The sequence below is a fragment of the Verticiella sediminum genome, assembly GCF_007558815.1.
In the GTDB taxonomy this organism is placed as follows: Bacteria; Pseudomonadota; Gammaproteobacteria; order Burkholderiales; family Burkholderiaceae_B; genus Verticiella; species Verticiella sediminum.
Genome location: NZ_VLTJ01000041.1, coordinates 119,425 through 133,196 on the forward strand (window position 1 = coordinate 119,425; position 13,772 = coordinate 133,196).

Consider the following 13,772-nt stretch of genomic DNA (forward strand, 5'->3'; position numbering starts at 1 on the left):
TCACCATGAGCACGTTCAAACCCTCGGACGCCGCCGTCCCCGTCATCGACCTCCTTCCAGCCTTGGCCGGCGGCGATGCAGCCGAACGCGTGGCGGCGCAGATCCGCCAGGCCTGCGAAGACATCGGTTTCTTCTACATCGCCAATCACGGCGTGGATGCCGGCGTGATACGCGAGGCGTTCGCAAAGAACCGCGAGTTCCATGCCCTGCCCCTGGATCGCAAGATGCAGGTCAAGCGCAACCGCTTTCACCGGGGCTACACGCCCGTGGCCGGCTACACGCTCAAGAGCACCAGCCGCTTTGCGCCGGCGGCGCGACCCAACCAGCTCGAGGCCTTCACCGTACGCCACGAACTGGCGCCGGACGACCCCGACCTGCTCTCCGGCAACCCTCTGCAGGGACCCAACGTATGGCCGGAGGATTATCCGGAATTCAAGCCTGCAGTGCAGGCATACGAGCGCGAACTGCGCGCGCTCGGCATGCGTCTGGTCGGCCTGATGTCGCGCGCCATCGGCGCCGGCCCGGATTACCTCGCGCAGTTCTTCCACAAGCCGATCACCTCGCTGCGCATGATCCATTATCCGCCGCAGCCAGCTCCCGAGGAGGGCAGCTTCGGCATCTCGCCGCACACCGACCTCGGCTTTCTGACCATTCTTGCGCAGGACAGCGTGGGCGGACTGGAGATCCAGGCCAAGGACGGGCAATGGCTGCAGGCGCCCTACCGCGAGGGTACCTTCGTCATCAACATCGGAGACGCACTGGCGCGCTGGACCAACGACCGCTACGTGTCTACCGCCCACCGGGTACTGAACCGCTCGCCCGATCGCGACCGCTATTCCATCGCCTATTTCTTCGACCCCAGTCCCGACGCGGTGATCGAATGTTTCGAAGCCTTCGTGGACGGGCGAGACAGCCGCTATCCGCCGATCCGGTATGGCGAATACATCGCTGCCCGCATGGAGGCCAATTACGCCGGATAGGCGCTGCGCGGGCCTTGCTCAAGAGACCTCCCATGCTCGCCTGGGCCGGACCCTCCACCAGTCGGTGCTGCAGATCGACTTCATCCAGGTCTGGGCCGTGATCTTCGTCGCCTCGGCCGCGAGTCTGCTCCTCTTCGCCACTGCCAGTCTCCTGGAGAAACGCTATGTCTTCTGGCGCTGAAGCGGCCGCGCCGTCGATGGCGGCGATCGGCGCGCCGATTTCCTGATCGTGCAGGACGGCGGCCTGTACTACCAGGCCCGCACGATGAGGTTCCAGTTCCTGGTGGATTGAGATCCGTGCGGGCACCGGCTGCGCCGTTGGGGTCCGGCCCCTTGGGTCAGCCCCCCCCCCCGGCCCGCAGCGATCAGCCCCGCAGGCCCCAGGCGAGACCCCGTCTACGGCGTGACACCATGGCCGGCCTCATTCCCGCCTCGATTCTCCCCACATTTCGCATCCCGTCATGAGCCGTATCCGCATCACCACCGCCGGTCATCAGTTCGTTGCCGAGACCCATCCCGACGCGCCCCTGACCGTCGCCGCCTTCGAGAAGCTCCTGCCCTACCGGCAACGCATCATCCACGTGCGCTGGAGCGGCGAAGGCTGCTGGATCCCGCTCGGCGACTTCAAGCTCGGCCCCGGCCACGAACGACGACGGGGTCTGACCGAAGGGTCCGACCCCATTGCTTTGTGGGCAGCGCGCGCTGCGCGGATGGGGTCTGACCCCGCGGGTCAGACCCCAACCCCGGCAGCGGGCCTCTCTTGATGGCCTACGACCCCGGCTGGCCGATCCACTTGGTGACGGTGGGCGCCCGCCACGCGGCGAGGCCGTCGAGCAGGCGTTCCGGGTCGGCCTCGAACACGATCATGTCGCGGTGCTCGGCCTTCATGAAGCCCTCGTCCACCGCATGCGCGAGCAGCGCGCGCATGGGGTCGTAGAAGCCGCGCACGTTGAGCGCGCCGCAGGCCTTGGCCGGTACGCCGACGTGGTCGTTGAGCTGGGTCAGCGTAGCCGCCTCGAAGAGTTCCTCGAGCGTGCCCAGACCGCCCGGCAGGCCGATGAAGGCGTCGGCGAGCGCGGCCATGCGGGCCTTGCGTTCGCGCATGCCGGCGACCACTTCGTGCACCGGCAGGCCCGGGTGCAGGTGGCCGCGCTCGAACAGCCGCTGGTTGATGATGCCGACCGCGCCGCCGCCCGCCTCGAGCACGGCGTCGGCGAGCACGCCCATCAGGCCCTTGGTGGTGCCGCCGTAGACGAGGGTGACATCGCGGACGGCGAGCGCCCGGCCGAGGGCGCGGGCGGCGTCGGCATACTCGGGCGACACGCCGAAGTTCGAGCCGCAGAAGACGGCGACGGCGCGCAGCGGGGGGGTGGAGGAGAGAGCTTCGGTCATGAGGTGGCGGCGATCTCGTTCTTGCGCTGGGCCCAGCCGGTCATGCGCCGCTCGACGAACGACGAGATGGCATAGAGGCCGACGCCCATGATAGCGAGAATGAAGAGGCCGGCGAACACCAGCGGCACGTCGAAGTTGCCGCTCGCGATCATCATGACGTTGCCGATGCCGCGGTTGGCCGCGACCGACTCCGACAGCACGGTGCCCACGAACGACAGCGTGATCGCCACCTTGAGCGACGCGAAGAGATACGGCAGCGCGCGCGGCAGGCTGACGTTCCACAGGATGTCGCGCTTCTTGGCGCCCAGCACGCGCAGCACGTCCTCGAGCTCGGGCTCGGTGTTGGCCAGGCCGGTGGCGACGTTCACCACCACCGGGAAGATGCTGATCACCATGGAGGTCAGCACGGCCGGCACGGTGCCGGCACCGAACCACACGACGAAGATCGGCACCACGGCGACCTTCGGGATGCTGGAGAAGCCGACCAGCAGCGGATACGCCACGTTGTAGGCGAGCCGTGAGGAGCCGACGATGACCCCGAGGACGATGCCCACCAGCACGCCCAGGAAGAAGCCCAAGAGCGTGGTGTAGAGGGTCTGCACCGTGTGCGGCCACAGCAGCGGCATGCGCTGGAACAGCACCGAGGCGATCTGGCTCGGGCGCGGCAGGATGAGGTCGGACACCCCGGTGGCCAGACACGCGACTTCCCAGATCAGAAAGAAGCCGATCAGCACGGCCAGCGACAGCACGCGCTGGCGATTCTTGGCGGACAGGTGGTTCATGCGGCGGCTCCGGTATCGGCGAGAGACACGCCACCCTCGGTGCGGGCCTCGGCGATGCGGCGGCGCATCGCCTGGACCAGGGCGGCGAAGTCGGGGTCGTAGCTCATCTCGACCGTGCGCGGACGCAGAAACGGCACGTCGCGGTCCTCCAGGATGCGGCCCGGGCGCGCAGTCATGACGCAGATGCGGTTGGCGAGATAGGCGGCCTCGCGCAGGTCGTGGGTGACGAGCAGCACGGTGGGCCGCGTCTCGATCCAGAGGTCCTGCATGATCTCCCACAGCTCCTCGCGGGTGAAGGAGTCCAGCGCGCCGAATGGCTCGTCGAGCAGCAGCAGGCGCGGCTCGTGCACCAGCGCGCGGCAGAGCGACGCGCGCTGCAGCATGCCGCCGGACAGCTCCCAGGGCCGCTTGTCGCCGAAGCCCGCGAGGCCGACCTTGGCGAGCATGGCGTCGGCGCGATCGGCGAACTCGCCCTTCTTCTTGCGGGCGTACTCGCTGCGGTACGGCTCGACGATCTTGAGCGGGATCATGACGTTCTCGCGGATCGTGAGCCACGGCATCATGGTCGGGTTCTGGAACGCGAGGCCGATGCCGACCCGGTTGGCCGCGACCTCGCGGCCGGCCAGGAAGACACCGCCCGAGCTCGGCTTGATGAGGCCGGACACGAGCTTGAGGATAGTGGACTTGCCGCAGCCACTCGGGCCCACCAGCGCGACGAAGTCGCCCTCGTCGATGCGCAGGTTGGTGTTGGACAGCGCGAGCGTGCCGCGGCCGTCGCCGCCGTAGCGCACGACGACGTCTGACAGTTCGATGAAAGGCTGGTTCATGACGCTCCTTCGGCCGCGAGGGGGATCCGCATGATGGCTGCGACAGGGCCGCCGCCGGGCGGCCCCTGGTGTTCGGCGCCGCCCGACACGTACAGTGCGGTGCGCCCGGCCACCGAGGCGAGCACCGCGCCCACCGCCGCGCGCGCGTGGCGGGTGGCGTTGATGTCGGAATCGTTGAGCATGGTGTGGCGCGCGCCGCGCACCGTGCCGGTCGGATCGGCCTCGGACTTGGCGAGCAGGTTGACGAGGCGTTCGCGCACCGCGTCGGCATCGCGGTCGGCGTCCAGATCGAAGCGCTCGCGCAGCAGCGTGCGCACGGCGGCCGCATCGACCGCGTCGCGCATGACGGTGTGCGCGATCTCGTAGGGCGAGGTCGCGCCCTCGGCCTCGCCGAGCACGACGACGACGTTGTTCAGCAGTTCGATGCCGCTCGATGCCGAGGCGCGCGCCGAGAACGCGCGCCAGTCCGACAGCACGGCCGCGTCGGTGAGGGCCGCGGCACGTTCCTCGTCGAGTTCGTCGAGAGCGAGCGCGATGCCGAGCGCCGAGGCGCCGCGCGAGTAACCCATGGATTCGTAAGTGTCGCGCGTGACCGGCGCAGCGCCGCGGCCGAGCGCGTCCTGCACGCGCGTGGCGGTGAGCAGCGGGCACTTAACCTGCACGAAATGCATGTCGGCCGCATTCGCGATGCCGGCGTCGGCCATGGCCGCGCGCACCGCGTCCGCGGTGGCGTCGATCTGCGCGCGCCGGCCGAGCTCCTCGGGCGCGAAGTCCCGCGTCTGGGCCACACCGACGACGAGGCGCTTGCCGCGTGGCGCATCGGCGCGCGCAGGCTGCCGGGTGAAGACGGTGAAGTGCGGCGAGAGCACGCCCTCGGTGCCGCCCGACATCACCAGGCCGACACGGGCCTCGGCCTCGGCCGGCGTGCAGCCGAGGTGGGGCGCGAGAAAGGCCGCCCACGAGGCCGAGGCATACTCGCGGGTGTAGTCGTTGACGCAGCCGTTGCCCTCGGTCTTGCCCATCACGGCGACGATGTCGGCGGGCGCGAGGCGGCCGGCCTCGACCAGCGCCTGCACGCCGGAGAGGTCGCCCGGGCCGCTGCACGGCACGACGAACACCTCGACGTGCTGCGCCGCGCCGAAACGCGGGAGCTCGCTCATTGCAGCTCCTCGGCCGCGGCCGCCGCCTCGCGGGCCGCGGCTTCGGGGTCGGTGATGGCCTTGACGAAGGTGTCGGCGTGCCGCACCTTAGGCTCGGGCATGCGCTGCACGCCCTTGACCGACTTGCCCCAGCCGGCGGCGTTCTCGACCAGTTCGCCGTCGCGCATGACGAAGCGGCCGCGCACGATGGTGTGCAGCGGATAGCCCTGCACCGTGCGGCCGTGCCAGGGCGAGATGCGGCTGATCGAGCGCAGGCGGTTCTCCGAGAGCACGCCGCGGCGGTCCATGTCGACGATGGCGATGTCGGCATGCGCACCGGGCGCGACGATGCCCTTCACGCCCCACAGACCCCAGGCCTTGGCCGGCGCCTCGGCGCTCCAGCGCACGTAGTCCATGATCGTGGCGCGCCCGCGGTTGATTTCGGTGAGCATGAGCGGCATCTGGGTCTCGACGCCGGGAAAGCCGCAGTCGCATTCCCAGATGTTGGGGCGCGTCTTCTCCTCGGGGGCATGGGGCGCGTGGTCGGTCGCGATCATGTCGATCACGCCTTCCATCATGGCGTCCCAGAGCGGCTGGTTGTGGCGCGCTTCGCGCACCGGCGGGTTCACGCGCAGCACGCCGCCCAGGCGCAGCATGTCGCCGGTGTTGAGCAGCATGTACTGCGGGCAGGTCTCGACCGTGACGTCCACGCCGCGCCGCTTGGCGTCGCGCAGCACGTAGAGCGAGTCGGCCGCGCTGTGGTGGGCGATGTGCACGCGCGCGCCGGTCCATTCGGCGAGCGTGAGCACGCGGCCGATGGCCTCGATCTCGGCGACCGCCGGGCGCGCGGCCAGGTGGGCGAGCGGGTCGGTGCGGCCCGAGTCCTTCAGGTGGCTGGTGCGGCGCGCCATGATCGAGGAGTTCTCCGCGTGCACGGTGGTGCGGATGCCCAGCGGCGCAAGCTTCTCAAAGCCTTCGAGCAGGCAGCCGTCGGTGGGCGCGGGCAGGTTGCCGAAGGTGTTGCCGACGAAGGCCTTGAAGCTGGTCGCGCCGGCCTCGAGCAGCGCCTCCAGATGATCCACCGTGTCGTCGCCGAACAGCGCATGGATGCCGAAGTCCACGTAGGACGATTCGGCGGCCTTCAGTTTCATCTGCAGGGCCTCGACGGTGCCCGTGGGCGGGCTGGTGTTCGGCATGTCGAACACCGTGGTCACGCCGCCGCAGGCGGCCGCGGCCGACCCGGATTTCCAGGTCTCCTTGTGTGGATAGCCCGGGTCGCGGAAATGCACATGGCTGTCGATCGCGCCGGGCAGCACGTACAGGCCGTCGGCGTTCACCTCCTCGCGCGCGGGCGGCATCAGTTCGTCGCCGCCGACGGCGACGACGAGGCCCTCGTCGATCGCCACGCTCGCCTGCACGATGCGCTGAGAGGATACGACCTTGCCGCCGCGGATCACCATGTCTACGGTTTTCATGTTCGACTCCTTACAGGTGGGCCCAGCCGCCGTCGACGGCCAGGTCCGCGCCGGTGATCTGGCGCGAGGCATCGCTCGCGAAGAAAAGGCAGGCGTTGGCCACGTCCACGTCCTCGGTCACGCGGCGCAGCGCATACTCCTGGGCATGGCGCTGCATGGCCTCTTGCAGGCTGATGCCCAGCGTCTTCGCCATGTTGGCGCAAACCTTTTCACGAAACCGCGGGCCGTCGACCATGCCGGGAGCGACCAGGTTGACGTTGACGTTGTGCGGCCCGGCCTCCAGGGCGAAGCTCTTGGTGATGCCGCGCAGGCCCCACTTGGACGCCGAATAGGCCATGCGGCCCGCGCGCCCGCGCATGCCGAAGGTGCCGCCCACGTTGACGACCTTGCCGCCGCCCTGCGCGATCATCGCCGGCAGCACCGCGCGCATGGTGTTGAAGCAGCCCGTCATGTTGAGTTCGACGATCTCGTTGAACTCGTCCGCGCTCGTCTCCCAGCCGGTCTTGCCGATCGGCCCGGAGCCGCCGGCCACATTGACCAGCACGTCGATGCGGCCATAGGCTTCGCGCGCCCGGGCGGCCAGCGCCTCGGTCTGTTCGCCGTCGGTCAGGTCGCAGGCGAGCACCATGGCGCGCACGCCGCGTGTGCGCGCCTCGGCAGCCACGGGCTCGATCGCGCCGGTATCGCGGCCTGCGAGCACCAGGTGGGCGCCTTCGTCCGCAAACGCCAGGGTGATGGCCCGGCCCATGCCCTTGGCCGGGCCGGTGATGACGACGACCTTGTCGCGCAGTTGCAGATCCATGTCGGTACTCCTCAGAGGCTGCTCGCGCGCTGGTCGCGGGCGGGCAGGAAGCGGTTGTCGAAGATCTCGCCGGGCTCGGGCGTGCGCGGCAGCTCGTTGGCCTGCACGCCCACGGCGATGGTGCGCTTCAAGCGCTCGGGATCGACGTCGCCGAACCCGATGGTCTTGATCTCGGGGTGGTTCATTTCGACCTGCAGGGTGGCGAGCAGGCGCTCCTTTTCGATTTCGCGGTTGAGCAGCGGCTCGCGCTTCATCACGTAGTCCATGGCGGCGTCCGGGTCCGCCACCGTCTCGTTCAGTGCGCGGTTGACCGCGCGCAGCAGGCCGCTCACCGCCTCGGGGTGCTCCTGCACGAACTTGCGCGAGAACACGATGGTGTTGGAGTACAGGTCCATGCCGTGGTCGCCGTACTTGATGAAGCGCAGATCCTTGTCGGGGTCCAGCCCGACCAGGCGCGCCGAGAAGGCGACCGTGTTGATGTAGCCGAACACCGCATCGACCTGGTCGCGCAGCAGCATCTGCTCGCGCAGGTTGGGCGCCATGTTGGAGATCTTCACCGCGCCGGCATCCACGCCGGCGGTCTTGGCGAACACCGGGAAGAGCTTCAGGGCGGCATCGTTGGCGGGGCCGCCGACGGTCCTGCCTTCGAGATCCTTGGGGGTCTTGATCGGGCTGTCGGCCTTGACCGCGATCACGAAGGGCGGCGTGTTGTACATCATGTACACCGCCACCGGCGCCGACTCGGGCCGCTTGGCCGCCATGTCGATGAGCGCATTGACGTCGCCGAAGCCGGCGTCGTAGGCGCCGCTCGCCACTTTGATGACCGAGGCAGCCGAGCCCTCGCCCTGGTCGATGGTGACGTTCAGCCCCTCGTCCTTGAAGTAGCCCTTGTCCTGAGCCATGAAGAACCAGGCCTGCGGGCCCTGGTACTTCCAGTTGAGGACCATCTTGATGTCGGTGGCGGCCACCGCCGGCGCAACCGCGCCGAAGGCGATACCGAGGCCCAGGCCCAGCGCCGCGCTACGCGCGGCCAGTCGGGAGAACACGCTCATGCTTGCTCCTTGGAGGAAAAAGATGCTTTGGGGGCGGGACGGCGGGCGCCTTCGGCCGGCAGGCCGTCGAGCAGCGCGTCGCTGTCGATGACGAAACCGTGCAGTTGCTGCACGAGGAAATGGATGGCCCGCGTGACATAGGCGGGCGACGGCGTGCCGCAGCCGTCGGCGAGCAGCAGGCAGTCGTAGCCGAGATAAGCGGCGTCCTGCAGCGAACCGTAGACGCAGCGATCGGTATTGACGCCGGCGAAGACCAGCGTGTCGATGCCGCGAACGCGCAGGATCGAATCGAGCTCGTTGTCCCAGAAGCCGCTCAGCCGGTGCTTGAACACGGTGAGGTCGGCCGGGTCGATCGCGAGCTCGTCGACGACCTGCGCGCCCCACTCGCCCGGCACCACGGCGCGGCCGCCGGTGCCGGGCACCGGCTCGGCATAGCCGATGGCCTGGGGCTGGCGCTTGCCCTTGTAGCGCACCGAAGGCGGCAGATTGGCGAGGTCGGCGCGCACACCCCAGTTCAGCCAGATCACGGTACCGCCGGCGGCCCGCCAGGCGGGCAGCACGCGCGCGAGCACCGGGATGGGCTTGCGCATGGGCCGCACGCTGATGCCCTTGGCACCGAACCAGCCGCGCGGATGGCAGAAGTCGTTCTGCATGTCGATCACCGCCAACGCCGTGCGCCGCAGGTCGAACGCGACCTCACCCTGGGCATGCCGCACCACGGTGATACGCGGACGCACGGTTCGACGCACCAGATCGATGCGTTCGCCCTGCTGGCGCCAGGCGCGACCGTTCGTCTCGCCATAGACGAAGGGCGTGGCTTCGGTGCCGGAAAGGGAACGGGATCGTTTGCTCATGGCCGACATCAATGCGAAACGCATGCCATGCAGCGTTTTTCCTTCGTGCTTTTTCGGCGACCTCTCGTTGCCGGATAGGCAACGGCATAGGCAGTCCTGGGGGCGCGGCTCGCCTTGCGGGCGGCCGACGGCCGCGGCCCGGCAGGCGCACGATGCCAACTGGCATCCTTTCTGCAAGCAGTCGGCAACGGCGGCCAGTCCGGCCGCCTTTTCAAGTTGGGACATGAACCATCTACGCTTTCTGCGCTACGTCGACGAAGTCGCCCGGGCCGGCTCGGTGCGCCAGGCCGCCGAGCGTCTGCATGTCGCGCCCTCGGCGGTGATCCGCCGCATCCAGGATCTGGAGGACGAACTCGGTTCACCGATCTTCGAGCGGCTGCCGCGCGGCATGCGGCTGACCCCCGCCGGCGAAGCCTTCGTCGCCTACATCCGCACCCGCGCAGCCGACCTGGAGCGCGTGCGCTCCGAGATCGAGGAGTTGAAGGGCATGCGCCGCGGCCTCGTGCGCGTGACCTGCAGCCAGGCGCTCGCGCCCAGCCTGCTGCCCGAGGCAATTGCCCGCTTTCGCGTGAGCCACCCGCTGGTCGCCTTCCAGGCGGACATCGCCGACCGCGTGCATGCCATGCAGGCGCTGCGCGACTTCGCGACCGACCTGACCCTGGTGTTCAACCCGACGCCCGAAGCCGATATCGAGCCTCTCGCCGAATACGAGCAGAAGCTGGTGGCATTGCTGCACCACAGCCACCCACTGGCGGCGAGCGCATCGCTGCGCCTGCGCGACTGCATGGCCTATCCGCTGGTGCTGCCCAACCGCGACACGGGCGGACGCCAGTTGCTCGAGCGCTTCATCGCGCGCTCGTCGCTGCGCCTGTCGCCCGCCATCGAGAGCAATTCCTTCGAGTTCCTGCGCAGCTACCTGCGCCATGAGCAGGCCGTGTCGTTCCAGATCGCCGTGGGTGCGCTCGACCGCACCGGCGAGTTCGTCGCGCGCGAGATCGAGGACCGCGGCTTTCCGCGCGGCAACCTGGTGCTCGCCCGTCTGCGCCAGCGCACCCTGCCGGTGGTCGCGCACGCCTTTGCCGAACACCTGCAGCAGATGCTCGGCGAGCCCGGCGGACGCTGGCTGTAGGCCCGTGGCACGGCAGGGGAATGCCATACGGCGCACGGCCGTGCGTCCGCGGCCCCTCTTGCTCAACAGCAGCCGCAGTGCATGCCGCCCCGGTACAGGCCCGCCAGTTCGCCGGCCAGCGCATCCAGCGTCGAGCGCCACGCGCCTGCCTGCCCGTCGCTTGCCAACAGGCTTCGCGCCTGCGCGAGCAGTTCGGCGCGCAAGGACGTCTCGTCCACGCCGACGACCCGCCCGTCGCGCATTACGGCACGGCCCGCTGCCACGACCTCGCGCACATAGCCGGCATGCCCGCGGGCGAGCAACAGATGCCACGGTTCGATGTCCGGCCACAAGGCGTCGTCGTCGAGTGCGTCCCAGTCCAGCACGAGGAAATCCGCAGGCGCGCCGGGCGCCAGCACGCCACCGCCGTCGTCCACGCCTCGCACGGCGCGCCGCCCATGCCGCGCCGCGAAGGCCCAGGCCTGCGCCGGGCTCATCGCCGCATCGAAGCCCGTGCCCTGGTGCAGCGCGTAGGCCAGCCGCATCTCGCGCAACGCATCGTCGTCCTCGTCGAAGGCCAGGCCGTCGAGCCCCATCGCAACCCGGCAGCCGGCCGCCAGCATCGCCTGCACCGGCGCCACGCCCGAACGCAGCGCGAGGTTGGAGCTGGTATTCACCGCGATCGTCACGCCGCGCTCGGCGAGCAAGGCCAGCTCGTCGGGCCGGCACCAGGTGCAATGCGCGAGCGTGAGCCTGGGCGTGAGCAGGCCGAGCGCGTCCAGGTGGCGCACCACGCCCTGCGGATAGGCCACGTCCGCCCACTCGCGCTGATAGCGCGTCTCGAGCAGATGCATGTGCACCGGCCTGCCGTGTTCCGCGCAGGCACGGGCAATGCCTTCGAGCAGGGCCTGGCTGCACCATTGCACGCCAGTGGGCCCGTACTGCACCCGCATATGGGGCGCTTCGCAGGCGGCCGCCACCTCGTCGACGCGGGCCAGTTGGCTCGCCACGTCCAGCGCCGGCGCGGCCAGCCGGGTGCGCACCGGGCCACGCATGCCCGCCGGCAGCCGCGCGAGTACGGCGTCGTCGGGTGCGTAGGCGATGCCCTGGCGATCGCGCATGGCGACGGCAAAGCCGATGCGCACCCCGACATCGCGGGCCGCACGCCCCACGGCCTCGGCCTCCTCGATATACGGCAGACCGCCCTGCACGCGGGTGTAGTGCACCATCAGGTCGACCACACCGTGACGCAGCGAACGCGCGAACGAGGTCGCGGCGCTGGCGTACGGATCAAGTGCGGGCAGCACACCGAGGTAAGGCAGCCAGCTTTCCAGCGGATGGCCCCAGGCGCCCAGCGTCGCGCTGCGAAAGGTGCGCGCATGATCGTGGGCATTGGCGAGCGCGGGCAACACCAGCCGGCGCGGGCCGGGTACCGCACCGGGCGCGCTTTCCAGCGCCACGATGCGGCCGTCGGCCCAGCGCAGGCGGGCATCGGCCTGCGCCGGGGCGCTTCCCGGATCGGCCAGTGCCCACGCGAACTCGGATTGGCCCAAGCAGGCCGGACTGCCCTCCGGTCGCTGCGCGACCACCTCCCCGCGGGAGGAAGCGCCACCTTCGGGCGGCCGGGCGGTGGCGCAGGCCGGACTGCCCTCCGGTCGCTGCGCGACCACCTCCCCGCGGGAGGAAGCGCCACCTTCGGGCGGCCGGGCGGTGGCGCTCATGGCGCCACCAGCCGGGCATCACGGGGCGGCAGGGCCGCGCGCGAGAACACCTGGTCCACCGTCGGCGTCGCCGGCAGTCCGAACACGTCGACCACCTGCGCGATCGCGCGCTGCATGCGCGCGTCGTCGATGTCGCCCAGGCCGATGCGGCGCACTTCGTCGGTGAAGACCACGTTCTGCAGGGTGTAGCGCAGACGTTCCTTCTCGATCTCGCGGTCGATCAGCGGCTCGCGCCTGGCGAGGGCCTCGATCGCCGCGTCGGGATCGGCAATGGTGTCCATCAGGCCGCGATGGATTGCGCGGATCAGCCCGGCAGCGACCGCCGGCTGCTCGGCCAGCAGCTTGCGCGACACCATCACCCCGTTGCCGTACAGCTCGACGCCGTGGTCGGCGTAGTGGAACCAGCGAAAGCCCTGGTCCGGGTCCTGGCGCATGCCGAGCAGGTTGGCATAGCTCGTCACCGAGAACACGGCCGAGGCATCGACCTCGCCGCGCAGCAGCATCTGCTCCTGCAGATTCGGCGCCATGTTGACCCACTCGACCTTGCCGGCATCGATGCCGTTGAGCGCAGCCAGCGTATCGAACATGCGCATCGCCGCCCCGCCGGCGGGCGAACCGAGCTTGCGGCCCTCGAGATCCTCGAGCGAGCGAATCGGACTGTCGGCGCGCGTCACCAGCGCGAAGGGCGCGCGGTTGTAGATCAGATACGCCATCACCGGCGCTTCCTGCGGCCGCGTGGCGGCGTTCTGGATGATCGCGTTCACGTCGCCGAAGCCTGCGTCATACACCCCCGCCATCACCTTGGTCACGGTGTTTGCCGAGCCGTCGCCCTGATCGATGCGCACCGCGAGGTTCTCGTCCTTGAAGTAGCCGCGATCCTCGGCGAGGTAGTACCAGGCGTGCACGCCCTGCAGCTTCCAGTCGAGGACGAAGCGCACGGGCGTGGGGGCGGCCACGGCCTGGGCGGCGGCCAGCAAGGTGAACGCCATGCCCGCGGCGAGGCGACGTAAGTTGATCGACATGTGTGGATATCTCCCTGGGTCATCGCGCACTCGTGTGGTGCGCCCGGCTGCAGACGTGCAGGGACCGTGCCGGATCGATATCGCAGTGCGCGACCTTTTGAGGCACCATCCGTTGCCGGTACGGCAACGAAACCGCCTACCGCACGACAAGGGGAATGCCGTCGGCCGGCACAGGCGCGAAGAAGGCCTTTCGCCTTTCATGGCCGGCGCCGCCGCCCGCCCCGGTTACAATCGCCCCAACGCAATCAACCGCTGAGGAATACCGCATGGCACGCATGGTTCAATGTGTGAAGCTCAAGCGCGAGGCCGAGGGGCTGGACTTTCCGCCCTACCCGGGCGAGCTCGGCAAACGCATCTACGAGAGCATCTCCAAGGAGGCTTGGCAGGAGTGGGTCGGCGTGCAGACGCGCCTGGTCAACGAGAACCGCCTGAACCTGGCGGACGCCCGCGCGCGCAAGTACCTGGCGCAGCAGATGGAACGCCACCTCTTCGAGGACGGCGCGGTCGAGGCCCAGGGCTACGTGCCGCCGTCGAACTGAGTCTGCGGGCAGGCGCGATGCCGCGTTCGTGGCATCGACGGCCGAGAAAAAGGGCTGGCACCGCGAGGTGCCAGCCCTT

General features: G+C 69.5%; 13 protein-coding genes and 2 pseudogenes. 5 read left to right on the plus strand and 10 right to left on the minus strand.

The window, feature by feature from the left end:
* Window positions 1–5: 5 nt before the first annotated feature.
* Window positions 6–980 (plus strand): isopenicillin N synthase family dioxygenase, encoded by a 975-nt coding sequence (locus tag FOZ76_RS24175; protein WP_143950855.1) that lies wholly within the window; start codon window positions 6–8, stop codon window positions 978–980.
* A 461-nt stretch (window positions 981–1,441) separates the two neighbouring features.
* Window positions 1,442–1,627, plus strand: a pseudogene (locus FOZ76_RS28065) (DUF3830 family protein); the annotation flags it as partial.
* A 121-nt stretch (window positions 1,628–1,748) separates the two neighbouring features.
* On the opposite strand, the gene FOZ76_RS24185 reads toward FOZ76_RS28065, so the two are convergent.
* Genes FOZ76_RS24185 through FOZ76_RS24195 form a run of 3 tightly spaced genes read right to left on the minus strand, consistent with a single transcriptional unit; the run spans window position 1,749 to window position 3,981 of the window.
* Complete coding sequence (locus tag FOZ76_RS24185; RefSeq protein WP_143950857.1) at window positions 1,749–2,372, minus strand: LOG family protein; 624 nt, start codon at window positions 2,370–2,372, stop codon at window positions 1,749–1,751.
* Window positions 2,369–3,154 (minus strand): ABC transporter permease, encoded by a 786-nt coding sequence (locus FOZ76_RS24190; RefSeq protein ID WP_143950858.1) that lies wholly within the window; start codon window positions 3,152–3,154, stop codon window positions 2,369–2,371. The genes FOZ76_RS24185 and FOZ76_RS24190 overlap by 4 nt, the downstream gene beginning before the upstream one ends.
* Entirely contained in the window at window positions 3,151–3,981 is an 831-nt protein-coding gene (locus tag FOZ76_RS24195) for an ABC transporter ATP-binding protein (protein ID WP_143950859.1), read from the minus strand. The genes FOZ76_RS24190 and FOZ76_RS24195 overlap by 4 nt, the downstream gene beginning before the upstream one ends.
* On the opposite strand from FOZ76_RS24195, the gene FOZ76_RS28410 reads away from it, so the two are divergent.
* Entirely contained in the window at window positions 3,965–4,015 is a 51-nt protein-coding gene (locus FOZ76_RS28410) for a hypothetical protein (RefSeq protein WP_425473348.1), read from the plus strand. The genes FOZ76_RS24195 and FOZ76_RS28410 overlap by 17 nt on opposite strands.
* A gap of 52 nt (window positions 4,016–4,067) precedes the next feature.
* On the opposite strand, the pseudogene atzD reads toward FOZ76_RS28410, so the two are convergent.
* The 5 genes and pseudogenes from atzD to FOZ76_RS24220 all read right to left on the minus strand — a co-directional run.
* Window positions 4,068–5,141 (minus strand): annotated as a pseudogene (gene atzD, locus FOZ76_RS24200) (cyanuric acid amidohydrolase); the annotation flags it as partial.
* Complete coding sequence (locus tag FOZ76_RS24205) at window positions 5,138–6,595, minus strand: dihydroorotase (protein WP_143950861.1); 1,458 nt, start codon at window positions 6,593–6,595, stop codon at window positions 5,138–5,140. The gene FOZ76_RS24205 and the pseudogene atzD, both read right to left, overlap by 4 nt.
* 10 nt (window positions 6,596–6,605) lie before the next feature.
* On the minus strand, window positions 6,606–7,397 hold the full coding sequence (locus tag FOZ76_RS24210; protein WP_143950862.1) for an SDR family NAD(P)-dependent oxidoreductase: 792 nt from the start codon (window positions 7,395–7,397) through the stop codon (window positions 6,606–6,608).
* Window positions 7,398–7,408: 11 nt separating this feature from the next.
* Window positions 7,409–8,449 (minus strand): ABC transporter substrate-binding protein, encoded by a 1,041-nt coding sequence (locus FOZ76_RS24215; protein WP_143950863.1) that lies wholly within the window; start codon window positions 8,447–8,449, stop codon window positions 7,409–7,411.
* Complete coding sequence (locus FOZ76_RS24220; protein WP_143950864.1) at window positions 8,446–9,303, minus strand: cysteine hydrolase family protein; 858 nt, start codon at window positions 9,301–9,303, stop codon at window positions 8,446–8,448. The genes FOZ76_RS24215 and FOZ76_RS24220 overlap by 4 nt, the downstream gene beginning before the upstream one ends.
* Before the next feature lie 223 nt (window positions 9,304–9,526).
* Between FOZ76_RS24220 and FOZ76_RS24225 the strand changes: the two genes are divergently transcribed.
* Entirely contained in the window at window positions 9,527–10,432 is a 906-nt protein-coding gene (locus FOZ76_RS24225) for a LysR family transcriptional regulator (RefSeq protein WP_143950865.1), read from the plus strand.
* Window positions 10,433–10,494: 62 nt separating this feature from the next.
* Here the strand turns inward: FOZ76_RS24225 and FOZ76_RS24230 are convergent, their stop codons facing one another.
* On the minus strand, window positions 10,495–11,964 hold the full coding sequence (locus tag FOZ76_RS24230) for an amidohydrolase family protein (RefSeq protein WP_246129747.1): 1,470 nt from the start codon (window positions 11,962–11,964) through the stop codon (window positions 10,495–10,497).
* A gap of 164 nt (window positions 11,965–12,128) precedes the next feature.
* Window positions 12,129–13,154: an ABC transporter substrate-binding protein gene (locus FOZ76_RS24235; protein ID WP_143950867.1), complete on the minus strand. Its 1,026-nt coding sequence runs from the start codon at window positions 13,152–13,154 to the stop codon at window positions 12,129–12,131.
* Window positions 13,155–13,420: 266 nt separating this feature from the next.
* Between FOZ76_RS24235 and FOZ76_RS24240 the strand changes: the two genes are divergently transcribed.
* Window positions 13,421–13,693, plus strand: coding sequence for an oxidative damage protection protein (locus FOZ76_RS24240; RefSeq protein WP_143950868.1), 273 nt, complete (start codon window positions 13,421–13,423; stop codon window positions 13,691–13,693).
* Window positions 13,694–13,772 lie beyond the last annotated feature (79 nt).